At 62.3% G+C, this 23,920-nt stretch carries 20 protein-coding genes; 9 read left to right on the top strand and 11 right to left on the bottom strand.

The features are described 5' to 3' along the window. Window positions 1-4: 4 nt before the first annotated feature. Window positions 5-1,393 carry an MFS transporter gene (locus tag HAV21_RS07945; protein ID WP_166841380.1) on the bottom strand — a complete coding sequence of 463 codons (1,389 nt, stop codon included), beginning with the start codon at window positions 1,391-1,393 and terminating at the stop codon, window positions 5-7. Window positions 1,394-1,734: 341 nt separating this feature from the next. Between HAV21_RS07945 and HAV21_RS07940 the strand changes: the two genes are divergently transcribed. Further along, window positions 1,735-2,610, top strand: a complete 876-nt coding sequence (locus tag HAV21_RS07940) for a helix-turn-helix transcriptional regulator (RefSeq protein ID WP_166841294.1) — start codon at window positions 1,735-1,737, stop codon at window positions 2,608-2,610. A 79-nt stretch (window positions 2,611-2,689) separates the two neighbouring features. Here the strand turns inward: HAV21_RS07940 and HAV21_RS07935 are convergent, their stop codons facing one another. The 6 genes from HAV21_RS07935 to HAV21_RS07910 all read right to left on the bottom strand — a co-directional run bounded on the left by HAV21_RS07935 (window position 2,690) and on the right by HAV21_RS07910 (window position 10,000). Further along, on the bottom strand, window positions 2,690-3,877 hold the full coding sequence (locus HAV21_RS07935) for an acyltransferase (protein ID WP_166841293.1): 1,188 nt from the start codon (window positions 3,875-3,877) through the stop codon (window positions 2,690-2,692). Continuing rightward, window positions 3,874-5,571: an FAD-binding protein gene (locus HAV21_RS07930; protein WP_208096386.1), complete on the bottom strand. Its 1,698-nt coding sequence runs from the start codon at window positions 5,569-5,571 to the stop codon at window positions 3,874-3,876. Before HAV21_RS07930 ends, HAV21_RS07935 begins: the two co-directional genes overlap by 4 nt. Further along, window positions 5,571-6,842 carry a VCBS repeat-containing protein gene (locus HAV21_RS07925; RefSeq protein WP_166841292.1) on the bottom strand — a complete coding sequence of 424 codons (1,272 nt, stop codon included), beginning with the start codon at window positions 6,840-6,842 and terminating at the stop codon, window positions 5,571-5,573. The genes HAV21_RS07930 and HAV21_RS07925 overlap by 1 nt, the downstream gene beginning before the upstream one ends. After that, window positions 6,839-8,056: an MFS transporter gene (locus HAV21_RS07920; protein ID WP_166841291.1), complete on the bottom strand. Its 1,218-nt coding sequence runs from the start codon at window positions 8,054-8,056 to the stop codon at window positions 6,839-6,841. Before HAV21_RS07920 ends, HAV21_RS07925 begins: the two co-directional genes overlap by 4 nt. 5 nt (window positions 8,057-8,061) lie before the next feature. After that, window positions 8,062-9,243: a UDP-N-acetylglucosamine 2-epimerase (non-hydrolyzing) gene (wecB, locus tag HAV21_RS07915; protein WP_166841290.1), complete on the bottom strand. Its 1,182-nt coding sequence runs from the start codon at window positions 9,241-9,243 to the stop codon at window positions 8,062-8,064. Between the two features lie 67 nt (window positions 9,244-9,310). Further along, the gene (locus HAV21_RS07910) at window positions 9,311-10,000 is read right to left on the bottom strand and encodes a hypothetical protein (RefSeq protein WP_166841378.1); all 690 of its coding nucleotides are present in this window, start codon (window positions 9,998-10,000) and stop codon (window positions 9,311-9,313) included. A gap of 202 nt (window positions 10,001-10,202) precedes the next feature. Between HAV21_RS07910 and HAV21_RS07905 the strand changes: the two genes are divergently transcribed. From HAV21_RS07905 to galU, 5 genes are read left to right on the top strand one after another with little or no spacing between them, the layout of a single operon-like run. After that, window positions 10,203-11,063, top strand: coding sequence for an alpha/beta hydrolase (locus HAV21_RS07905; protein ID WP_166841289.1), 861 nt, complete (start codon window positions 10,203-10,205; stop codon window positions 11,061-11,063). A gap of 1 nt (window position 11,064) precedes the next feature. Beyond that, a complete protein-coding gene (locus HAV21_RS07900) occupies window positions 11,065-11,586 on the top strand; it encodes a hypothetical protein (RefSeq protein WP_166841288.1) in 522 nt (173 codons plus the stop codon). Next, window positions 11,583-12,581 carry an LLM class flavin-dependent oxidoreductase gene (locus HAV21_RS07895; protein ID WP_166841287.1) on the top strand — a complete coding sequence of 333 codons (999 nt, stop codon included), beginning with the start codon at window positions 11,583-11,585 and terminating at the stop codon, window positions 12,579-12,581. The genes HAV21_RS07900 and HAV21_RS07895 overlap by 4 nt, the downstream gene beginning before the upstream one ends. Continuing rightward, a complete protein-coding gene (locus HAV21_RS07890; RefSeq protein WP_166841286.1) occupies window positions 12,553-13,434 on the top strand; it encodes a hypothetical protein in 882 nt (293 codons plus the stop codon). Before HAV21_RS07895 ends, HAV21_RS07890 begins: the two co-directional genes overlap by 29 nt. Continuing rightward, on the top strand, window positions 13,427-14,371 hold the full coding sequence (gene galU, locus HAV21_RS07885) for a UTP--glucose-1-phosphate uridylyltransferase GalU (RefSeq protein ID WP_166841285.1): 945 nt from the start codon (window positions 13,427-13,429) through the stop codon (window positions 14,369-14,371). Before HAV21_RS07890 ends, galU begins: the two co-directional genes overlap by 8 nt. A 64-nt stretch (window positions 14,372-14,435) precedes the next feature. Here galU and HAV21_RS07880 read toward each other — a convergent pair whose 3' ends face one another. Further along, window positions 14,436-17,522, bottom strand: a complete 3,087-nt coding sequence (locus tag HAV21_RS07880) for a S8 family serine peptidase (protein WP_166841377.1) — start codon at window positions 17,520-17,522, stop codon at window positions 14,436-14,438. Window positions 17,523-17,871: 349 nt separating this feature from the next. After that, window positions 17,872-20,463, bottom strand: a complete 2,592-nt coding sequence (locus HAV21_RS07875) for an exo-alpha-sialidase (RefSeq protein WP_166841284.1) — start codon at window positions 20,461-20,463, stop codon at window positions 17,872-17,874. Window positions 20,464-20,645: 182 nt separating this feature from the next. Between HAV21_RS07875 and HAV21_RS07870 the strand changes: the two genes are divergently transcribed. Continuing rightward, complete coding sequence (locus HAV21_RS07870) at window positions 20,646-21,584, top strand: phosphoglycerate dehydrogenase (protein WP_166841283.1); 939 nt, start codon at window positions 20,646-20,648, stop codon at window positions 21,582-21,584. A gap of 145 nt (window positions 21,585-21,729) precedes the next feature. Next, a complete protein-coding gene (locus HAV21_RS07865) occupies window positions 21,730-22,698 on the top strand; it encodes a manganese catalase family protein (RefSeq protein ID WP_142936773.1) in 969 nt (322 codons plus the stop codon). A 62-nt stretch (window positions 22,699-22,760) separates the two neighbouring features. Here the strand turns inward: HAV21_RS07865 and HAV21_RS07860 are convergent, their stop codons facing one another. After that, the gene (locus tag HAV21_RS07860; RefSeq protein ID WP_142936774.1) at window positions 22,761-23,051 is read right to left on the bottom strand and encodes a DUF1540 domain-containing protein; all 291 of its coding nucleotides are present in this window, start codon (window positions 23,049-23,051) and stop codon (window positions 22,761-22,763) included. A 128-nt stretch (window positions 23,052-23,179) separates the two neighbouring features. Next, window positions 23,180-23,362 (bottom strand): hypothetical protein, encoded by a 183-nt coding sequence (locus HAV21_RS07855; protein WP_142936775.1) that lies wholly within the window; start codon window positions 23,360-23,362, stop codon window positions 23,180-23,182. 306 nt (window positions 23,363-23,668) lie between these two features. On the opposite strand from HAV21_RS07855, the gene purS reads away from it, so the two are divergent. Then, on the top strand, window positions 23,669-23,920 hold the full coding sequence (gene purS / locus HAV21_RS07850; protein ID WP_011773385.1) for a phosphoribosylformylglycinamidine synthase subunit PurS: 252 nt from the start codon (window positions 23,669-23,671) through the stop codon (window positions 23,918-23,920).

The raw sequence follows: 23,920 nt of genomic DNA, 5'->3' as shown, positions 1-23,920 counted from the left end.
ATTCCTAGCCGAGCGCCGGGGTGGGCCTCCGGAGGAACAATCCCACCACCAGCGCCGTGAGCAGGCACAGACCCGCATTCACCCAGATGGCTGTGGTGACACCGCTGAGCACAGCCGGGGCATCATTGTTTCCGATGGCAAGAATCTGTGCGGTGAAGATGGCGCTCATGATCGGAATACCCATGGTGATGCCCACCTGCTGACTCATGGTTGCCAATCCGGTAGCAAGGCCTTGCTCCTCATCAGGCAGGCCGGAGGTTGCAGTGACCATGAATCCGACGATGACGACGAGGTTGGCCACGCCCCCTACGAACGTTGCCGCCAGCAGCAAGGCGATGGAGGCGGGGTCGGCACTGAGCAAGACCAGGGAACCGGTGGCGATTGCCTGGACAATGAATCCATAGACAATGGCTTTCTTGTTGCCGATCTTTCCGATGACCTTGGGGCCTAGGACGCCACCCAGTACGGTTCCAAGACCCAGGACCGCAAAGGCCAGACCGGCACCGAGCGGGGTGTAGCCGAGGACCTGCTGCAGGTACAGCGTCAACAGGAACACCAAGGACGTTTCGGTGACAAAGGCAAGGATGCCCGCGATGTTTCCCCAGGCGACCGTGGAGCGCTTCAGGATCTCCAGCGGCACCAGGGGTGAGGCGGCTTTGCGTTCGACCGCCACGAAAGCCACGAACAACACCACAGCTGCTGCGAGGGAACCCAGCGTCAGCGGATCAGTCCACGAGTGTTCAGCGGCGTTCGTCAAACCAAATACCAGGGCCAGAAGGCCGAGGGTCACCGTGATGGCGCCCGGAACATCCAGCTTCACCTTGCTGGCCGGCTTGCTCTCGGCCAGGACGATGGGGGCAATGATCAGCACTGCGATGGCCACTGGAACATTGATGAAGAAGGCCCAGCGCCAGCTGAGCAGGTCCGTCAACAATCCGCCGAGGATTGCCCCGGTGGTGAACCCGGCAGCCATCAGGGACCCGTTGAGGCCCAGGGCTTTCTCGCGCAGCGGACCTTCCGGGAACGACGCCAGCAGCAGGGACAACGCAGCCGGAACGACGATCGCCGTCGCAACGCCTTGGCCCACGCGGGCGATGAGCAACAAAGCAGGATCGGCCGCGAGGCCACCGGCGAGAGATGCTGCACCCAGCAAAGCCATACCGATGATGAACATCCGGCGGCGGCCGGCGATGTCCGCGACACGCCCGAACAACAGTGTCAGCCCGGCGGCGCAGAGCGCGAACGCCGTCGCGATCCACTGGAGGCTCTCCAGGCTGAATCCGACGTCGGCGCCGATGGCCGGGAGGGCGACGTTCAGAATCGAGAAATCAACGGCGAGGGTGAAACTCGCCGCGAGCAGGACAATGAGTGCCAGCTTTTGGCGACCGGTCATCCGCTGCGACGGTTCGTCCCGTGGCGAATATTCAGTGGGCCGCCCGGCTTCGGTCAACGGTGGAACGCCGGGTCCGGTGGTGACATCCGGTTGCGTGGTCATGGGAGTGTTCCTTTTCTGGAGGGGTAGCCGTCCGCGGACGGCATCTTCACATCTCCACATTCACTGACTGGCCAGGGATCAACCACACCCCCTTCTGCCTACCCCTGGCAGTGACAGGCGGGACAATGCCATACCCGCCGTTGCCGCCTTTGTCTTGTCACAAGAAGTTGCGCGACGCCGGATCAGAGTGTCACTGGCAGGGACAGGACAGACCCGCGCAAGAGAGGCAGAATGGGCACATGAGTAATCCGAGTGAACTTGGGGAGTTCCTTCGCGTTCGAAGGGCTGCCTTACAGCCAGAGGACGTTGGCCTTCTGAATTACGGCATCCGCCGCGTACCCGGCCTCCGGAGGGAGGAACTGGCAATGTTGGCCGGCGTCAGCAATACGTACTACACCCGCTTGGAGCAGGGCCTCAGTAACAACGCGTCCGAAGCGGTCATCGATGCAATAGCCCGGGCACTTAACCTGAACACGGACGAACGCGCCCATCTTTTCAATCTTGCCCAGCCCGGAACCACCAAAAGGCGAACGCTAACCAAGCCGGATAAGGTAAGGCCCGGTACGCTGCGCCTTATCCAGTCAATGTCCAACACACCCGCGGTCGTCCTGGGACGCCGCAGCGAAGTGCTGGCGTGGAACCGGATTGGTCATAGGCTAGTGGCCGGTCACCTGGATTTCGCTGCGCCCGAGACGCCATCGACGAGGCCCAACATGACGCGGCTGTTGTTTCTGGACCGCCACACCCGTGAGTTGTACACGCGATGGCTCGAAGAAGCCACCCGGGCCGTGTCATCGTTACGACTGGTCGCGGGCCGCGCCACCGATGACCCGGAGCTGGCGTCATTGGTTGGCGAGTTAACGATGAACAGTGAAGAGTTCGCCAATTTGTGGGCACGGCACCCTGTTGAGAACTGCATGTCCGGGCTGAAATACATGCACCACCCCGAGGTGGGCGATATTGAGCTCAACTTCGAAGTCCTCACCCCGCCTGACGAATCGGGTCACCGGATCCTCATGTACACCGCTGATCCAGGCACGCCCGCGGCCGAGGCCTTGCAATTGCTGACGTCCAGCGACGCCAGCGTGGTGGCTCAACGCATCGCAGCCAGGTAGTCCTTCTGTCACGACAGGAAAGCCAAGAAGGCCCGATCCATCAGGATCGGGCCTTCTTGTTCTCCTTCTTCTTCCGCGTCTACACCACGGTTGCTGTGGCCCGATCAGGCTCAGGCTGTACCTGATTGTGTCGCGGCCGTGCCCATCGGTCCATCACGGGCTTCTCCACGAGGGCGTACAGGGCCCATCCGCCCAACAGCGTAGCCACGAAGAACCCGGCCACCACCAACAAGGCGACGGGCGTTGGGTATACATCGTCACCTAGGAGGATGCGGCCGTAGAAAATCACCACTCCCTGGCACAGGTAGAAGCCAAAGGAGATGTTCCCCAGCCAAACCATTGGTTTGGAGCCGAGGAAGCCGGTACGGCCTGCGATGTCCCGGGTGGCGACGGTGCAGATGATTGCAGCGACCGGAATGATGGTTGCCACATTGAAGGAGTACACAAACGGGACCACCATCGCAGCGACATAACCGACGACGCACAGAAGAAGACTGTGCCACATCTTCAAGGGAACCCAACGCCCGGACAGGACGATCCGGGCCAGGATGGAGCCCAGAATGAATTCGAACAGGCGTGCCGGCGGGAAGATGTACCCGAACCAGAACTGGGCCTCGGAGATCGGTGTCAGAGCCGAGACGGGGGTAGCGGGGATCAGGTAGGTGGTGACCAGCTGAACTGCGATCATCGCAGCGACCATGATCCATGCCCAAGCCCAGAGGCGGTTGCCTGGGATCTTCCGGAGAGGGACCATCAGCAAGGGGAACAGCATATAGAACAGCAGTTCGCTGTTCAGCGTCCATGAGGGCGGGTTCACCGCGACGTAGACGGAGGCGTCAGGGATGAATGAATTCACCAGGAAGAAGTTGCTGATCCATCCCAGAGGAGGGTTGATGGCGGCTGCGAACAGGATCATCGACAGCACCCACATCACCAAGTGGTTGGGGAAGATCTTGAGCAGTCGGCGGCGCCAAAACTGCCGTTTTGGCTCCCCCGGTTTCGACGCCCACGCCAGCAGGAATCCGCTGAGGACAAAGAAGAACGACACACCGACATATCCTGCTTTGCTGACCAGCCATTCAAGCGTGGATCCGAGCTCGGCGTCCGCGAACGGATTGATCGGGTCATTTGGCGGTATGGGTGAGTTGGACAGGGTGATGTGGAAGAAGAACACCAACAGCGCGGCGAAGAATCGCAATCCTGTCAGGGACGGCAGCTTGCTGAGCCGGGGCCGTGCGGCGGATGCTTCCGGGACTGGGGCGGTCATGAGTCACTTCCCGTCGGGAGTTCGATGCCGAGGCTGTGAGTGAAGTAGTTGGTTGGGTCCCAGCTGGCCTTGGCACGTTGGAGCCGCGGATAGTTGTCCTTGAAGTACAGGGTTTGCCAACCCACCCCGGAGCTGTTGTGGTCCGTGGTGGCAACATCGACGTCTGGATAGTTGATGTAGCAGCCATCGAGTTGGTCTCCGGGCACGGGCACCCCACCGGTGCTCTTGAACATGCCCTCGTAGGTTTCCCGCTCCCAGCCAAGGTAGAAGTCATCATCGGCGGCATCCGGCCAAAAAGTTTGGAGGCAGAACTTGAACGCGGATTGGCGCTGGGCGTTTGCTGTGGCGTCAGGGGCTACGGCGTTGACCTGCCCGCCGAAGGAGAAGAGAACCAGCATCGTGTTGGGATTGGTGAAGTCCGGTCGGCTCATCTGCCCGTAGAGCACCGCAATCTGGTCATCGGTGAACTTCCGGTTCAGATAGGCCGATTTGTGGGCGCCGCGACTGGTGGGGTTGGTGATGACGGGATTATCGGTCCCCACCAAGCGGGTTGCTTGCAGCCACGGGATTTCCCGGGTCTTGAAAAACTCCGGCATAGCCGGAATTTCCCCGTTGGGCTTTTCCACGGGTTCGGCGGTGATGGCAACCCCGTCGAGGATTGCCGCCACATAGCGTTCCATCACGCCCTTGGCGTCCGGGGCTGCCGCGTCGATCTGGGTGAACATCCCCAGGCTTCCGTGGGCCTTGGAGCTGACGTTGAAGAGGCTGCTCAGATGCGATTCCGGGGTGCCCGGTTGGCGGTATTTCTCGTGCCATGTTCCGAAGTTGGTGATGAGGCGCCGGAATCTAGTTTCATCCAGCTGGTCCCATGGAAGAGAGATGGCGCTGACCAAAACGGTGGAGGGTGCCTTGACCAGCTGGTCTGAGGGCTTCTTGTCCTGTGTTCCCGGTGATCGGAACCAGTACTTGGTGACGATGCCCCAGTTGCCGCCGCCCCCGCCGGTGTGCGCCCACCACAAGTCACCGAGCTCACCTTTGTCGTCGCGGGTGGCGGTCACGGTGCGGACTTTACGACGATCGTCCACCGTCACCACTTCAACGGCGTAGAGATGGTCCACCACCAAGCCGTGCGAGCGTGAGAGAAGGCCGTAGCCGCCACCCGCAATGTGCCCTCCCGCACCCACGCTGTAGCAGATGCCTCCGGGAACGGTGACGCCCCAGTTCTTGTACAGCGTTTCGTAGACGTTCATGAGGCGGGCGCCGGGTTCCACCGCAAAGGCGCCCATCTTCTTGTCGTAGTACACCGCGTTCATCGGGGACACATCGAGGATGACCTGGACGGAGGGGTTGCAGACAAAATCGGCGAAGCAGTGGCCGCCGCTTCGGACCGAGACCTTCTTCCCGGTGCGGACTGCTTCGCGGACAGCATCCTCTGCGTCCTTGGTGCTGGTGATGAGCCGGACGTAGTCGGGATGGGAGACGAAACGCTGGTTGTTGCCTGTCATGAGGTCCGCATAGCGGGAGTCCCCGGAGTTGATCACCGAGCCGTCAGGCACCGTTGCGGAGCCGGTAGCGGCCTGGGCTTTAGGGACATTGGCGGTTCCGAGTGCGGCCAAGGAGGCTGCTGCAATGGTGCCGGCGGAACCGGCCATGAAGAAGCGTCTGCCAACGCCGGTCTTTTCTGTGGTTGTCATCAGTTCGATCCTCCGCGCTGGACGGTGTTGTTCGGGTGCAGGGTGATTTCGGCTTTGGGGGCAACGAAGTAGTGCTGGACCGAGTAGGAGATGGTGGCGAAATCCTCCGCGCCGTTGCCGGTAAAGTCACCGGCAACGATCCGGGCGATGGACTCGCCGGAGACTTTCCATTTCAGGAACAGGCCCTTGGCCAGATCTACGGCTTTGTAGTAGTACGCGCCCTGCCAGGGTTCGGGACCGCGCAGGCCGATCAGGAATTCATCGTCTCCGTCCCCATCGAAATCGCGGCACATGACGGTGTGTCCGGGGCCTTCACCGTTCTGGTTCGGGTCCCCGTAAATATCCAGCAGGTGACGGGTCCACCCCGCGGCCTCAGCGTCTCCCCCACTGCGCACGTACACGGCAACGGTGTTGCCGTGGAAAGGTTCGATGGCTGCGACGAAGGCAAGTGGGTCATCGCCGATGCGTCCGCCGTCGACGTCGCCGCTGCCTTTGAAGGTGGTCTTCTCGAATTGGCTTTCTTCACCGTCTCCGATGTGCTGCCACGCCCAGCTGCGGTTGTCCTGGTCGTAGTAGAGCCAGGTGACGCCTTCATCGGAGGCCATGAGGATCGAGTCCAGCGGTGAGCCGGGAATCAGTCCACCCTTCTTGGCGACGCCATGGATCATTCGGAAGTCCGAGTCGCTGATGATCTCCTTGTCCCATTCGGCGCGAGGGTCATCCGTGGGGGTGAAAAGCACCACGGGAAGGACTGCGTGCACGTCTTCGACGGCAACGATCGGGAACCCGATGATCTGGATTTTGTCTGTGCGCGTGAAGTGACCCACGCGCAGGCGGTGCATGCCGATGGCGCGCCCGACGTAATGACGTTTCCAGTTGTCGGTAGCTTCTGACGGGTTGCCGGGGTTTTCCAGCCAGTCGATCTTGCCGCCCTCGGGGTCGGCGTGGTGGATGGTTCCGCCAGGACCGTAAAGCTGGTAGCAAACCACCAGGTCCGTGGTGCCGTCACCGGTGATGTCACCGAAGTCCATGCCGACGGGTTCCTTAATCTTGTCGAGCACCAACTTCTTTTCCCAGGTGGGGTTCTTGTACCAGTAGATTTCACCGACTTTCAGGCCGTAGCCGACGAGGTCGGGCTTGCCGTCGCCGTCGATGTCTGCCGCCTCCAGCCAATAGCCATCGCGCAGGAAGTCCGTGACTGTCTCGGTTCCGAACTCCGGTTCGGTGACGTCCAAGGTGGGTGTGGTCTTGGGGAGCGCCGTTGAGGTCATGAGAGTACCTTTCGTGTGAGTGCAGGTGATGGTGCTGTTTCCGGCGTGCCGGCGGGTGGGGTGTTCGTGCGTTGCAGCGCCAACGACGCTGACGCTATGAGAGCTACAGCGATGATGGCCAGGCCTGCACCTACCCAGATGGGCGAGGCCAGGCCAAACCCAGCCGCGATGGTTGTCCCGCCGAGGTGGGCTCCGATCGCATTGCCGAGGTTGAATGCGGAGATGTTGACACCGGAGGCCAGTGTTGGCGCCCGGTGAGCGAAGGACAGGACACGGGTCTGCATGCCGGGCACTGCCGCGAATCCGACAGCGCCGAGGAGGAACAGCGTCACCGCTGCACCCCACGGATTGTGGACGGTCACGGTGAACACCAGCAGAACAAAGGTCAGTGCCGACAGGAGGATCAGCAGGGATTTGTCCAGGTTTCCGTCTGCAGCCTTGCCACCGAGGATGTTCCCGGTGAACAGCCCGGCACCGAAGATGACCAGCATCCACGGCACGGCCCAAGCCGGCATCCCGGCCAGTGAGATGAGCATCGGCGCTATGTAGGTGAAGGCACCGAACATGGCCCCGAACCCGAAGACGGTGACCAGAATGGACAGCCATACCTGGCCGGATGTGAAGGCCCCGAGCTCACGACGAAGCTGTCCAGGTCCGCGTTCGACCGCGTCCTGCGCAGGGACGTAGGCGATCAGCCCGGTCAGGGCAATGACCCCCACGATGGTGATTGCCCAGAAGGTGGACCGCCAGCCGAGCTGTTGGCCCAGGAACGTGCCCATCGGAACGCCGAGGACGTTCGCGATGGTCAGCCCGGCGAACATGATGGAGATGGCCCTGGCTTTGCGATCGGGCGTGACCAGGTTCGAAGCCAACACGGCACCAATCCCAAAGAACGCCCCGTGGCACAGTGCGGCCACAATTCGGCCGGCAAACATAGTGGTGTAATCCCCTGCCACTGCCGACAGAAGGTTCCCCAGAATGAAGAGCACCATCAAGGCGCAGAGGACCGTCTTGGGGCGAAGGGCCGCCGTCGCGGCAGTCACCAACACCCCTCCAACGGCCACGCTGAGTGCGTAGCCGGAAACCAGGTGCCCTGCGACCGGGATGCTGACGGAGAAATCCGCGGCAACCTCCGGCAACAGGCCCAGGATGACGAACTCGGTGAGGCCGATGCCGAAACCTCCCACCGCGAGGGCCAGCAGGCCCAACGGCATCCTCGTCATGCTGCGGTTCGCGTCTGTGCCGGCACGAAATCTGCACCGGGCACGAACGGCATGGCAGCCGGGCCCAACTTGAAGTAGTGGGCCACCGCAGCAATGGTTCGTTCGGTGGCTTTGCCATCTCCGTAGGGGTTAATGGCTGTCGCCATCTCCATGTAGGCATTCGCATCATCGAGCAGGCGTTCCACCTCGTGAACGATCTGGCCACGGTTTCGGCTGACCAGGCGCGAACTTCCCGTCAGGATCGATTCGCTGCGTTCGGTGATTTCACGCAACACCAGCGTCGGCTTACCCAGCGCAGGGCCTTCTTCTTCTGCCCCCGAGCTGTCCGAGAGGATCAGATCGCTGCGCTGCAAGAGCCTGCAGAAGCTCAGGTAGGGAAGCGGGTCCACCATGTCCACGTTGGGGATACCACTCAGGATCGGAACCATGACCTCGCGTACCTTGGGGTTCAGGTGAAGTGGAACAACGATGCGGACATCTTCCCGGCGCCGGGCGATGTCAGCCAGTGCCGCGGCAATCTCCCGCATCGGACGGCCATGGCTTTCGCGTCTGTGGGTGGTGGACAGAATCACCTTGCGGGGATCGCTGTCGAGATCCGTCAACGCCGGTTCCCCGTAGCCGCGAAGGTTGTTCATTCCCCATTGAAGGGCATCGACTATGGTGTTCCCGGTGATCACGATGGAGTGTTCCCGGACGCCTTCACGGATCAGGTTGGCGCTGTTTCCCGGAGTGGGGGCCAGATGCAGTGCGGCGATCTGCGCCACCAGCTTCCGGTTCACTTCCTCCGGGAACGGCGAGTAATTGTTCCCGCTTCGCAGGCCGGCCTCGACGTGGATGATGGGCACGGAGCGGTGCAGTGCGGCCAGGGCGCCGGCAAGGGTGGTGGCGGTGTCCCCGTGGACCATGACGGCGTCGAGGCCTTCCATGTGGTCTCCGGAGCAGAGTCCCTCCAGTATCCGGTGGGTCACCTGGGAGAGGGTCTGCTGTTCTTTCATGATGCGCAGTTCAACATCAGGGGTGATGCCGAATTCCTCCAAGGTGCTGTCAAGCATTTCACGGTGCTGGCCCGTGGAAATCAGCACCGGGCGGAAACGGGGATCCTGGATCAGAGCGTGGATGATGGGGGCGAATTTCACAGCTTCGGGTCGTGTACCGAAGACAATTCCAATGTTTTTCATTGCTTCTTTCCTGAAAATGGGCGTGAAGGACCTGCCGGTTGTCGCCGGCGGATATGAGACGGAGTGATTAGCTGAGGTGGTATTCCAGCGCGAGCCAGATACAGTCTGTGTCGGCCCGGTACTGGTGCCACGGGTAGGTGAAGGTACCCTCCCGTTCCAGACAGAACGGCACAGGGTTGGTATTGCCAGGGCTCAATAGCTGGTCCTCGTAAATGGACCTGTGTTCCTGCGAGGTGAACTTCTGCATGCGTCCAAGCCCGGAAATCTGGGTGTGAACCTCGATGAAATCATGCCGGTTGTGTATTCCGCAGTCGGTTCCTGCGGGGCTGAACCACAGATTGGCCTTCACAGTGAAAGCCTTCTCCCCCGGCGCCAGGCCGGGCTGGCGAAGAACCAAGGCGGGGTCCAGCAGGACCGTCCCCAGCGTGTCCTGCGTGGAGCGCAGCAGGACCGGCTGTCCAGCCTCGGCACCATAGAAGTCGGCCCATCCGAGATCCCTTGCGCGCTGTTCCCCGTTCTGGACCGTCTCCACGGACAGCACAGCGAGCAGGGCCCCTGTGATGGAACCGCCGTGGAGAATCGTTGAGCTAAAGGCCGGCAATGCCGCCGACTGTCCGTGACCGACGGAGGCGTCGCTACCAGCCAGATTCACCACGACGACGGGCCCTGTCACCTCGTACTGCTGGACATCCCGCAGCACGACGGCATGAGTCAACTCGCTGCTAAAGGACAGTTCTTCCAATAGGACAGTTCCCACAATTACCCCCAAGGTCATCATTTAATCTCTGCGCACCTACGGATCGGCACAAAGAAGTGGAACGGTGCGAAACCTTCGCCAGGCCACAACACTGTCCCACTGGAGCAAGTATTGGCAGTGCCAGGCAAAGTTATCCACCCCCTGTCAGTGATAGGCAGAGCAGGGACAGGCGCGGATCCTCCATGGCGTGAAGGATGAAAGCATGACTTCAGATACTTCTGCGCTGCCAGGGACCCCGCGCCTCCGCGAAAAACGGCCCCCTGCGCCGCGGCCGGACATCAATGTGCCGTGGTCGGACCTCTTTGTGCAGGGGGCGGACGATGCCGATATCCGGTTGCGCATATATGAAGCCGCAGCCCGCCCGTCCGTAACACTGGTGTGGGCCCATGGCGGCAGCTGGACCCGTGGATCGATTGAGGGCTGGCATGAAGCGTGCGCCGCTCTGGCCTCTCTGGGCACTGCAAGGATCATCAGCGTGGGCTACCGGCTTGCTCCCCGGTGGCTCCACCCCACCGCCGTGATGGACATCGCCGCAGCCACTCTCTGGGCACAGCAAACGTACAACCACCCGGTCCTAGTGGGCGGTGACAGCGCAGGTGGCACCCTGGCTGCGGGAGTCGCACTCTGGTTCCGGGACAATGGACTGCCGCTTCACGGACAAGTCCTGGCCTACCCTCCCCTGGATCCCGAGTGCAGCGCCGCCTCCTACCGGCACAGCAGGTCCTTCCCACCCCGATCATTGTTACTGGATGCGTGGGGCGAGTACGCCGGCTCCGGGACTGACCTCCGGGAACGGCTGTACCTTTCGCCGCTGCACGCCACTAAACTCACTGGGCTCTGTCCTGTCTCACTGATCGTCGGCGCGGCCGACCCGGTGCGTGACGACGTCGAGCAGTTCGCCCAACGGTTGGCAGCATCATCTGTCCCTGTGGATCTGGAAGTAAGCCCGGCCGTCGCCCACGGACACTTCCTGGACAGCTCGCGGGCGAACCCGGTCCATCGGTGGATCCAAACCCGCCTGAGCCTCAAAAACAACCAACCAACTACAACTGAAGGAGCATGAGATGAGCACCACCACCAGCCCGGACGCCGCCTACACCAAAGCGCTGCTGCGGCACTTCGCTGACCTCCGCGATGGAACCCACGGAGAGGCCGTCAGCCGGCAAGACAAGGAAGCTCTCTTCCGATCCGCCGTTGATCTGCTGGAACCCTACGCACGCCAGGCCCTCGATGAGGTCAACCAGGTCCTCATGCTGGGGCAGGGCACCGTGGAATCCTCCGGGATCGGCCGGTCACCGGACACCGGCCTGATCTGCTCCTGGACGCTCCGATGGGCAGAACAACGCGCTGCGGGCATCCCTCCAATCACTATTCACGCCTACTACGGACGGGGTTTCCATCACCCCCACCTGCGGGGCGGGACGGTCAAGGAATGGCCGCTGAACGTGTTTACCCCCGAACAAGCCGCACAGGAACTGCCGATCCTGCGCGCTATTGCTTCGGCCGAGATCCACAACCTCGTTTTCCTGGCCGACTACACGATCGTTCCCTCTTCCAAGCCCGGCACCACCACCTCGACGCGATGAAGCTCTCAGTCCTCGATCAGTCCCCCATCGCCGCGGGCCACAGCAAGGCCGGTGCCTTGGGTGAAACCATTGCGTTGGCCCGCGCTGCCGAGGAAGCCGGCTACCACCGCTTCTGGCTCGCCGAACACCACGACTCCCCGGGCTTCGCCGGCACCACGCCCTCGCTGATGGCGATGGCCGTCCTTGATGCCACCACGCGGATCACCGTCGGTTCCGGCGGGGTCCTGTTGGGCCTGCACGAGCCGTGGCAGGTCGCGGAGTCCTTCGACATCCTTGCCGCCTTCCATCCGGGCCGCGTGAACCTCGGCGTCGGCCGGGCCGGCAGCGGCGGTACGGGTTCCTTCAACGAGAAGATCATTGAACTGCATGCACGGCTTGGCCTGATGCCCGGAACGGAGGGGCGGGATGATCTGGACATCTGGCTGCTGGGCGCCGGCACCGGCTCGGCGCCCCTGGCCGCCGCCACCGGGGCAGGCTACGCCCACGCCCATTTCCTCAACACCGGAAGCAGCAGGACAGCGCTCGCGCACTACCGGGAGAACTTTCATCCCGGTCCGGCGCGGAGGGAACCGGAGGCACTGCTTGCGGTGCGGGCCATCGCAGCCGACTCCGACGCCAAGGCACAGGAAATCGCCAACCCGGTGAGGCTCTGGAGGGCACGGAAAGACCTCGGCCTGGACGAACCTTTCCCCATCAGCACCCGTCCTTCAGGCTGGTCCGCAGAGGAGCTTCGCCGGGCTGAAAATAACGAAAGCCGGCTGATCGTCGGCGCCGCCGAAGATGTCGCCCACCAGCTCGCCACCCTGGCGGAAGACCTGGGCGTCGATGAACTGATGATTAGCAGTCCTGTTCCCCGGTTGGAGGACCGCATCAACTCCAACTCGCTCATAGCCCGGGCCTTTGCCCACCTGTCCCCCGGAGACAACCTGTCCCCCGAAGACAATGGCGCCCAGGAAGGGGCAAGGAGTGCATCCCCTCGTTTCAGCCATTCATGACACTGCCAGGCACCACCCTGGCAGTGTGGCGCTTCGGTGGAATTGCCATGACTTCCCCTACGCTGCCGTGCACAGAGATATCAACACCCGTGCACTGGCCATGCAGCTCAAAGGCGTGCGGGCAGGTGAGCTGGTGGCTTTTGGCGCAGTCCCGGGCCCGGAAACCATCGTGGAATCCGCGGCGCTCTGGGCACTCGGGGCTGCAGGATTTCCGCTCCCGTCAAGCGCCGAAGGACAGCTTCCGGCTCACGCGATCCTTGAGCAGGCCACCGGCTTCATGCACCCTGACGGGGACTACCTCAAAGCCGCCGCCGTATCCGAGCCAACCTCATCCTTTTCATCCGCCGTATGGCTTCACGAGGGGTCCGATGCCGGGACAACCGCGGTGAATCTCCAGCAGTTCGTCGATGTTCTCCAAGGCGCTGAAAAAAGGTTCAGCCTCTCGATGCGCACCGTGCTCGGACTCACCAGCGTGGTGCACCCAGGGTCCATGATCGACGTGTGGGCGGTTCTGGCCGCCGGTGGAACAGTCGATCTGGTCAACCACCACGAATCACTGACCGGAGACTGCTTGAAGCAGCACCTCAGCGAGACCGAAGCGGACCTGCTGGTGGTGCCATCGGCGCTTCCCCAGCGGCTCAACGACTTCCCGGGGTCCGTATTCGCTCAGTTCCGGGACGTCATCACCCTCGAACCCTTCGACAGCAATTCCCGTACCACTTTGGCGGACGCGTTCCCGTGCGCCATTTTTCACTACTGGGACCCCGCAACACCTGTTGATGAGATGTCCGACTACTGCCCGGCGGACTTCGTCGCCGGTAACAACCACAAACCAAAGGATTCCCATGCGTAAAGCAGTCATTCCCGCGGCAGGGCTCGGAACAAGGTTCCTGCCGGCTACTAAAGCGATGCCGAAAGAAATGCTTCCCGTCGTCGACAAGCCTGCCATCCAGTATGTCGTGGAAGAAGCCGTCCGGGCAGGTATCACCGACGTCGTCATGATCACCGGGCGAAACAAGCGGGCCTTGGAAGATCACTTCGACCGCGAGCCCTTCCTCGAGCAAACCCTCATAGCCAAGGGAGATCACGCAAAGCTGGCAGCCGTCCAGGAGTCCTCGTCGTTGGCGGATCTGCACTACCTGCGCCAGGGCGACCCGAAAGGGCTGGGCCATGCCGTCCTTCGGGCGCGCGCGCACGTCGGCAATGAACCATTCGCGGTGTTGCTCGGTGATGACCTGATCGACGAACAGGACAGCATTCTGGACGAAATGGCCCAGGTCCAGGAACGCACCGGGGGCTCAGTCGTGGCCTTGATGGAGGTGGACCCCGAACAGATCAGTTCCTACGGTTGTGCCGACGTTGCCTCCAGCGAAGTGGACGGGGCTTTCAGGATCCGCGGCCTCGTCGAAAAACCTGAACCTGACCACGCGCCGTCGAACCTTGCCATCATCGGCCGCTATGTCCTGCACCCGCGGGTTTTTGAGGTCCTTGAGGAGACGCTTCCAGGCCGTGGAGGGGAAATTCAGCTGACGGATGCCCTGCAAACCCTGGCGGTTTCCGAAGGCCCGGGTTCCGGCGTGTACGGTGTGGTCTTCCGCGGCCGGCGCTTCGACACAGGCGACAAACTGAGCTATCTCAAGGCCGTGATGACTGTCGCTTTGGAACGCGGGGACACAGGTCCCGGGATGCGCGAATGGCTCCGGGAGAATGCTTGCCTCAGCGCCACAGACCAGCCGGAAAATCTCCTCGCCGGAGAGCTGCCATTCATACGCGAGCCAGCAGGTGCTTGAGGATTAAGCACAGTGGCCGGTGGGAAACCCCACCGGCCACTGCCGTTATTGGATCAAGCGGAAACTAGCCGGCGTTGTTGCTCTGCGTCGGCTCGTCAGCGCGGATCTTGCCGCGGGGCTTCTTGTCTTTCTTGTCCTTCTTGGGATCTTCCTCGTCCGGGACCACAACGGCTCCGCCCGGGTTGACCAGGACGGTGACGAAGCTTGGCTCGCTGGTTCCTGCGAAGGTCAGGCGGCCAATGTAGGAGCCGGGCTCCAGGTTCTTCCAGTTCAGCGAGATCTGACCGGTCTTGCCGTTGGCGAGGCGGATCGGATTCGGCGTCACGGTGGCGTTGCCCTGGTTGGCGCCCAGGACTGCAGCGTCAACAGTGGCCTTGGTGGGCTGGTTGTTGGGGCTCGCGTACAGGTTGGCGTAGACGTGATAGTCGCCGGCTGCCGGGTTGGGGACGGACAGGGTTTCGCTGGCAGAGGCCGTGGCGGCAGGCAGTTGCTGACCGGAAGGCGTCACCACCAGCATGTCGAAGTCCGCGGCCTCGTTGGAGGAGATAACCGAGAACTTGGCCAGCGCGCTGTTGGCGCCAACGGTCACCTTCTTCACGTAGTTGGACGCGTTGGTTTCGCCGGCAAACGGACCAGGAACCAGCTCGACTGCCGAGGAATCCGCCTTGGACAAGCCATCAATGGTCACACCCACCGGCAGGTTGGTGCCGGAGGTGATGTTGATGGTTGCCGAGCCATTGGGGCCCGTTGCGGTGAAGGCGAGCGCCTTGTCCGCAATGACGGATTGCGGCCGGACGGCGATCGGCGAGGTGACGGTCTTGTTGGCACCCTGCCAGTTCAGCGAACCCATGGCGAACTTGCCCAGCTCGGCGTTCTTGTTTTCGAACTGAACCTTGAACGTCTTCTTCTCACCGGGAGCACCGAACGTCAGTACGGACGGTGTGACCTTGACGTTGACACCCGGGACGTTGGCTGTTGCCCGGTACGTTCCCGCCGTCAGCGCCGTGAGGGTACGCGTGACTTCGATCTTCCCGGCCAGGTTGCCCAGGGCGAAGGAAGGTACGTTCATGTCGCGGGCAGCTGTGGTGCCGAGCCCCTCCATGCCCAGGTCCATGCCCGTGCCTTGGATGAACTTGAGATAGTCCTCGGTGGTGGCGTCGTACACGAGGCCCGGTGAAAGGACCTTGGCCGGATCAACCTGACCCGCGCCGGTGGCGAAGACGTCCTTGTTGACGGCACCGTTGGCCAGCTTGACCGGACCTGCGGTGGTCATCATGGCGGACTTCACCGTGGCCGGGGACCACTGCGGGTTCTTGCCCAGGATCAGTGCGCCGAAACCGGCTACGTGGGGTGAAGCCATGGACGTTCCGGACAGGAAGCCGAAGTTGTCTCCGCCGGTGCCGATCGGCGAGACGCCCGCGAGGATAGCGACGCCGGGAGCGGACACGTCAGGCTTCAACAGGTCAGAATCCGTGGCGAGCAGCGGTCCGCGGGAGGAGAATCCGGCGATCTGCGGCTGCGCTTCAGCAGGCAGTCCCGTGGTGTCGCGGTTCAGCAGGGACACGGTGATGGCCGGGTTGGCCGTGACCTTGTCCTTGATGGTCTGCGTTGCAGGCGGGTTCACATGGACGGTGGGGATGACGTGCTTGTCAGTGTCCAGCGAGGATTCCGTGAGGTTCACCAGGATCATGCCCACGCCACCGCCGCGCAGGACCTCGGCGCTCTTGGCCGTTCGGTCAACAACACCACGGTCGCAGACAACAACCTTGCCGGCTACCTTGGCCGGGTCCAGTGAGCCCGGAGCACACAGGGCCGCATTTCCTTGGCCGCTTGCAGCGCTGGTGGACAGCACGACGCCGGCCCCGGTCACCTCGCGGTTCATGATGGACGCTCCGCGGAACTTGCTGCCATCGGAGAACTCAACTGTGCCCTGGAGCTCCTGCGAGAAGGAGGTGGCGGCTACCGTGGTCAGCCACGGCGCTCCGTGGTTCACGGTGCTGGCGGTCGGACCGGAGTTACCGGCCGAGGTGGCCACGAAGATCCCTGCGGAAGCTGCTGAGAGGAACGCCAAGGAAACCGGATCCGTGGTGGTGGTGGTTGAACCAGAAATGGAGTAGTTCAGCACGTCCACGCCATCCAGGATGGCCTGCTCGATCGCGTCAACTGAAGCGGAGCCGTAGCAACCACCGGTGGCGGGATCGGTGTCTTCCCAGCAGACCTTGTAGACGGCGAGTTTGGCGGCGGGTGCGATCCCGCTGGTGGTTCCGAAGCTGCGGCCATCCACTACGGCGTCAACGTTGGCGTTGCCCGCTGCCGTGCTGGCCGTGTGGGTGCCGTGGCTGTCCACGTCCACGGGAGAAATGACTTCCTCAGAAGCGCGGTTTTCCGGTGGGACTGTTTCCAGGAAGGCGTCCGCGAAGTAGTGGGTGCTGAGGACCTTGGAGTTGCAGGCGCTGCCATCGTAGTCCGCGCCGGTATCGGTACCGGGCTGGCATTCGCCCACGAACGTATCGCCGTCGGCCTTAAGCATGGCGATCTTGCCGTCAGCGGTGCGGTACGGAACCCCTACCTGGGGGTTCCCCACCAGCGGACCAACGGGCTCCCCGGCGAAGAACGGGTTGGAGGGGGTGTACCCCGTATCGATCACGCCAACCACGGTGCCCTTGCCGGCGTTGTCCTGGCCGCCGTATTGGGTAGCCCAGGTCCCGTTGGGGCCGCTGAGCTTGAGGAAGTCGGTGGTGGAGTAGTCCGGAGCGTACTGCGTGTCCGGTGCAACCATGAGGACCTTGGGGTCCTTGGCAAGGTTGATGGCCTGGTCCGCCGTGAGGTTGGCACTGAAGCCGTTGACGGCGGTAGTGAAGTCACGCTTGATGGTGACGTTTTCCTGCTGGGCGACTTCCTGCTGCTTTTGCTGGAGGTGCTGCTGGTATTCCTTCACCTCGGCGCTGTCTGCGTCGAGCTTCTTGCCTTCCTCCGGCTTGGTGGGCGCGAGGCCTGCCGTGCCGCCGTCGTAAGTAGCTGCAGGTTTCTCGGCCAGGACCACCATGTAGCGGCCGTCCTTATAGGCGCTGGGGTCAAGGTTCTTCTTGGCCACGCCTGCACCATTCCCGGGCGCCTCCGGCGCGGGAGCGGCCTGGGCGGGCATCGCCATGGACGAGAGCAGCAACGGCAGGCCGACGGCGAGCGCCGCAGCCTTCCGGAGTCCCCCGCTTCTGACGAAGCTCTTTCCTTGTGATTTCACGAGTGGTTGCACCTTTCACTGAGGGAGGACCGGGCTCCATCGCCCAGGCCTGTCAACTTTAAGTTGGTTGAACCTTTGACAGTTCTTGTCAAAGCAGCGCAACCAGCCGAGTCACAGAGTACCTAGTGAGAGCCGAATATGACATACAGCACATTTCAAGATTTTTGTCTTGTCACAGCGAGGGTGATTCGTCAGGGAATGACAAACGGCGGACCGCTGCAGAGTACCGCGGTCCGCCGCTTACTTCCGAGCCAATGAGCTAGCCCTTCGGTGTCACCTGCATCCGGTCAAAGGAGACCTGCACGCCGTTCTGATCCAGGACCACCACGTCATCCCGGCCGTTCTTCACGTCGGCGGGAAGCGTGAACTTCACCGTGTTATCCGCCCCTGGAAAGTTCCAGCCAAGGCGGTAGCCCGTTTTGTTCAGGTACAGGTAGTACCACTGACCATGGTCAAGGCCGTTCAAGACCACTTCCTGGCCCGTCCGGTATTTCTCTGCCGTACCCAGGTCGAACGCCGGCGTGCCGAGTTCCTGGCGCGCGATGGCCGGTTCCGTGTCCGGTTTGGTCCTCAGCTCTACCGGGTCACCATTCACGGTGATGATCTTGGTGGTCTGCCCCGCCGAGCTGACTTCCCAGGTGGTCTTTGGAATGAAGAACCCCTGCTCAGCTTCTTCGGCAGTGACGGTGTGGCGCGGGGTGGCGCACTGGTAGCTCTGGCCGGCCGGCAGCACGCTGTAGCGGCAGTTGCCCGGCCCTTCCGGCAGGAACGGGCTGAAGTTGCCGGCGGTGGGGACCACCTTCTCCACCAGCGGGCTCGTGTTCTTCACCGTGAAGGTGTACGGGACCTGGTCACCTGCCGCGTAGGGCTGGGTTGCAAGGTCACGTCCGACGTCGGCACGCGCCCCGCTGATATCGGTTGTCAGCAGTCCGTCGCGCAAGGCGACCGCAGCGCCGGTAAACGGCACCGTTTTGGTGAGCGACGGCGTCGTGCTGGCTGTGATGCTGAAGCTCGCCTCGGGCACGAAGTAACCGCGCTCAATGTCGGCCGCGGTGATCACGTGCTTGGCGGTGGTGCAGTTATAGCTGGCACCTGCGGCCAGGTTGTTGTACCGGCAGTTAGGGGCCGACGGCGGAAGGAACCCGGAGTCGAAGGTCCCGGAAACCGGCACCGCGTTTGCCGTGACGTTGGCAGTGCTCTTGACGTTGAGCGAGTAACTGAGAACATCGCCCACTTGGTACGGGTTGGCGACCATATCCCGGGCAGGTGCCGTTCCCGTGATGGTCAGGCCCACCTGCGGAGCCACGGGCACGGTGGCGGTGAAGGTGAACTGCGAAACCCTGCCATTCGCGGTGGTGAACGCCGCATTCACGTTTTGCGGTCCGCTGGCGTTGGCCGGTGCCGTCAACGCCACGTTCACGGTTGCCGACGCGCCGGGTGCGACGTCGGGAACCGGCACCGTGGTGGCCGACCAGCCAGTGGGAGTGTAGACAGTGGCAGTTGCGCCGGACAGGGTGCTGGCTTCCTGGTTGGTGACGGTCACGGGCACCTGCTGCGTAGCACCGGGCGCAGTGGTGACAGCCGGGACAGACAGAGGGGCGCAGACGTAGTTCAGCCAAGCATCGTCGAACGTGGCGAAGGGCATGTTGTCCGTGTAGTTGCCTTCGTAGAGGACCCCAAACTTGCCTTCTTCCAAGCGGGTCACCGTGGAGTACGCGGAGAAGCCGGAACGGATGGTGCGGACGCCGGGCCAGGTGGCGCCGTCGTCGCAGGAGACGCGGGCCGAGACGTTTTCGCGGCCGGTTTTGGAGTTGGCGTTGGTAAAGATGAGCTTCTTTGCATCAGCTGAGCCCTGCGCCGCGTTGGGGAACATACGTGCGATGGCACCGTTGTTGGCGGGATCCGGGAGCTCGGTGTCCTGGGTGACCGGACCGTACGTAGCGCCGCCGTCCGTGGAGATGGCCACTTTGCGGTAGCCCTGGTTGGCGTTGTCCCGGGAGTTCAGGAGAACGCGGCCGTCGGAGAGTTCCACGGTCTTGTTCTCGTCCATGCGGTCCCCGACGTTGGCGCCCTTGTGCCAGGTGGCGCCGTGGTCATCGGAGTAGACGGAGTAGGCCTGGATCTTGTTGGTGCCATCTGCTTGGCGGACATCGCCGGCGTATTGCTGAATCAGGCGCCCTTTGTACTGGCCATATTTGAGTTGGATACCTTCCCCGGAGGAGGCGAAGTTGGACCTGATGTCGCCGGCGACAGGGTTCGTCTTGCTGGTGCCCGGCTTGGTGACGTTGGTGATAAGCCGTGGCTGGCTCCATGTGACGCCGCCGTCTGAGGACTCGATAACTGCCGAGGAGATCACGGTCCTATCGGCGTCATTGTTGCCGAATTGGCTCCCGCCGAAGCCCTGGTCCTTGGAGTAGACAAAAAACGCGAATACCTTGCCCGCTTCAGCGTCATAGATATAGGAGGGGTCGCTGTAACCATATTTCGGCCCGCTGGCATCACCAACATGTCCGGCCGCTATGACAGTGACCGGACCCCACGTCCGGCCGCCATCGGTGCTGCGACGCTGGACGATCGAGTTGGGATTGGGAGCGTCCGCCGCTGAACCCGGACGTCCGTCCCAAGCAGCAAGGACCACGTTGTTGCCCAGATACGTCAGAGCGGGGATCCGGTAGAAAAAGTTGGCACCCGTGCGGTCTGCACCGATGTTGGTTTCGGAGAATGTACCGGGCGCTGCTGCGGGGTTGGTGGGCGGAATCGGGGCAGCTGTGGCCGGAAGAGCGAGCCCGGCCAGGAGGGCGGCGCTGAGGGCGCCGGCGGCTGCTGTTCGCGCAAAGGATGAAGATCTCAAATCGAGGGTCCTTTCGAGTGGGTGCTACGTGCTACGTCGAACGTCCTACAACCTAGGGACGTCCTCATACCCTAAGGTGTTCAGCGTCACATTGCCAGAGATGAAGTTGGAGCGCGCTTGGCGGACGGGCAAAGCGGTAGCCTCAAACTCGAAACCACCCACCCTTGAGCACTGGAGTTGCCGTGAAAATTCTCGTCCCGGACACCATCGAGCTGGACCTCTCCGCCCTCGAGGACCAGGTCTTCGTCTATCAGGTGGACCAGCCGATCCCCGCAGAACACCGGGACGCCGAGGTCCTGGTTGTCTGGCGGAACACTTCGGACAATCTGTCCGACGCCGCCCGCTCGATGCCCCATCTCAGGTTGGTGCAGACACTCGCGGCCGGCCCCGACTCCGTTCTCTCCGCCGGCTTTGCGTCCAGCGTGGCCATTACCTCCGGACGCTCGCTCCACGACGGCCCCGTGGCCGAACACGCACTGGCACTGGTTTTGGCAGCCGTGCGCCGCATGGATGTCCTGCAGGAGTCCCAGAAGGCTGCCACCTGGAACCAGCCTTACAACGCAGCGCAGTCGGACCCGGCAACGGAACAGCTCTACACGCTCGACGGCGCCAAGGTCACCATCTGGGGTTTCGGTTCCATTGCAGGGCGGCTCGCTCCCCTGCTGGCGGCCTTGGGCGCTGACGTCACCGGCGTAGCGAACTCCGCGGGCGAACGATATGGCTTCCCCGTGGTTTCCACCGATCAACTGCCCGAGGTCCTGCAGGCCACCGACGTCCTGGTTTCCATCCTTCCCGCCACGGCGGACACCACCGACTCTCTCAACGAGGAGATCCTGCGGTCCCTGCCGGCGTCGGCCATCTTTGTGAACGTAGGCCGCGGCGCCACCGTGGACGAGGACGCGCTTCTTGCAGCGCTTACCGAGGGCCGCCTGCGCGTAGCGGCACTGGACGTGACCAAGGTTGAACCCCTACCGGCCGACTCGAAGCTATGGGCCGCCCCCAACCTGATCATCACGCCGCACGTTGCAGGCAACCGACCCAAAGGCTCGGCTCGCCTGGTCACAGAGAACGTCACCGCACTAAAGGAAGGCAAGCCGCTCACCAACCAAGTGGCCGGCTAGATCCCACCCCTTTTCCTCACGGGATCCAATTCCTCACAGGATTTCGTTGCCTCCGAATAGTAAGCATGCTTATGGTATGTGAGTCCGGGGTGGCCAGCAGAGGGTTTCCATCCCACACAGAGCATGAGACAACGTGAGGAAACGTATGTACCTGCACACCCAGCTTCTCATCAATGAAATCGCCGCCGACGAGCCGGATCCTGCAGCCGCCAATGCCCTCCAGGAAGGCCTGGGCGGCCAGTTCGGCGAGATGCGCACCATGATGCAATACCTGTTCCAGAGCATGAATTTCCGGGGTGACGCGGCATCGAAACCGTACAAGGATCTACTGCAGGGCATCGGCACTGAAGAGATCAGCCATGTGGAGCTCATCGGAACCACCATTTCCCAGCTCCTTGACGGCTCACCCCGCTATCAGGGCAAGAAGTCCGATCCCGTGGACCAGCCGGGCGCAGGGGGATCTACTCCCTTGAAGATCGCACTGGACACCAGCAACATCCACCACTACTTGGTGGGCGCTCAAGGTGCCCTGCCTGTGGATGCCGCCGGTAACCCGTGGAGCGGCTCGTACGTCTACAACAGCGGCAACCTGGTGCTGGACCTGCTCTACAACCTGATGTTGGAGTCAACGGGCAGGCTGCAAAAGTGCCGCATCTACGAAATGACGGACAACAAGACCGCGCGTTCCACCATCGCGTACCTGATTGTCCGGGACCAGGCGCACGAGAATGCGTATGCCAAGGCATTGGAGAGTCTGGGTGTGAACTGGGGCAAGCTGCTGCCCATACCCAAGACCAACGCCGAGCAGTTCCCGGAGGTGAAGAAGCTCCTGGACAAGGGACTGCAGAGCATCCAGTACACCTTCAGCGCTGACAATCTCAGCGAAGCAGGCAAACTCTACCGGGGAGCTTCTCCGTCAAACGACGGAACCGAGTTGAGCACCGACGTCATGCCCGACGGGTTCCCCATGACGGTCTCACCGGAACGCAAGGAAGAATTTGCGCCCGGCCTTGATCCGGAATTGATGGCCCTGATCCAAGCCACGGCAGAACAGGAAATGAAGGACGCGGACAGCCCCAAGGAAGCCAAGTCCACGTCGGCCAAGAAGAAATAACGAACCACAAAAAGGGTCCCCGCCTTAACCGAGGCGGGGACCCTTTTGGTAGGTGGTAGAGATCAGGAGTGCTCGTACGTCAGGCAGTCTGCAGCTTCGCGGCCGGGACCCACCTTGACGTCATGTGCCTCGCACATGAGGTTGTTGTTGTGGACGCACTCGGAGCGCTGGCAGGCACCAACGTGGGCGAGGACCTTGGGAAGGCCGCCCATGGCATTGGTGTCAATGAACGTTGCGCAGGAAGCGTGATCCTGGCTGCCACCAATGGTGATGCCAAAGGCTGTGCAGCCGTCATGGTTGAATCCGCAGCTGCCAACGCTACAGGCGGATACTTCGGCAATGTGTTCGGTCATTGTTCCTCCTGGTTGGATCCTGAATAATACTGAGGCTAAACCCCGCGTGTATTACCCAAGCTACGCCCGAATCACGCCCTTTAACCTCTTCGAATAGCGCATTTGTATGTGCGCTAATGCCCGGAGGATTATCGGGGAGTTCGCAGGGCATCACTGATTTTGGCACGTGTTTCGGCGTCCAGAGGCGCCGTCACGCGATTGTCTCTCGCCACCCGATCCGCCCTGATCTTCTGAATGACCATCCGGCCCAAACCAGCAAAAACGGCTGCGGCCACAACGCCCAGCACCATCGATTTCGGTTTCTCAGCCATGCCGCAATCCTAGTGACGCGAACCACCCGGCGAAAGTGCCGCCGTCGGGCCCTCATCTGGTCCAATTTCCTCCGCCGCGGCGGGGTGTCCTCGCGCAATCCGGCTGAATAGGGTATGTGCGCCGCTCCCGGTAGAATAGGTGTGCAAGCTCGCGGAGCGCCCCCCATGCCGTTCAAACATTGCAGTTCACCACCGTGTTTAACCCTGTGTTCAAGACGCTGTTTGAATGCGGCTGAACGGCGTGAGACGGCACCTCCGCGGCAGCCTTATTTAAGGTTCACCCAACTCACGCACAGGAGTTACCGGATGCCCCGGATCGTCGTTGACGTCATGCCCAAGCCCGAGATTCTGGACCCCCAGGGGAAAGCCATCGTGGGTGCACTGCCCCGCCTCGGCTTCAACAGCTTCAGCGCAGTCCGCCAGGGCAAGCGTTTCGAACTGACCGTCGACGGCGAGGTGACCGACGCTATCCTGGCCCAGGCCCGCGAAGCTGCCGAGACCCTCCTGTCCAACCCGGTGATCGAGGATGTTGTCAACGTCGAGGTCGTCGAGGCCTGA

It is taken from the genome of Paenarthrobacter sp. MSM-2-10-13, from assembly GCF_011605365.1.
Lineage (GTDB): Bacteria > Actinomycetota > Actinomycetes > Actinomycetales > Micrococcaceae > Arthrobacter.
The sequence above is the reverse complement of the archived record's forward strand: the minus strand, read 5'-3'. Positions and strand labels throughout refer to the sequence as shown.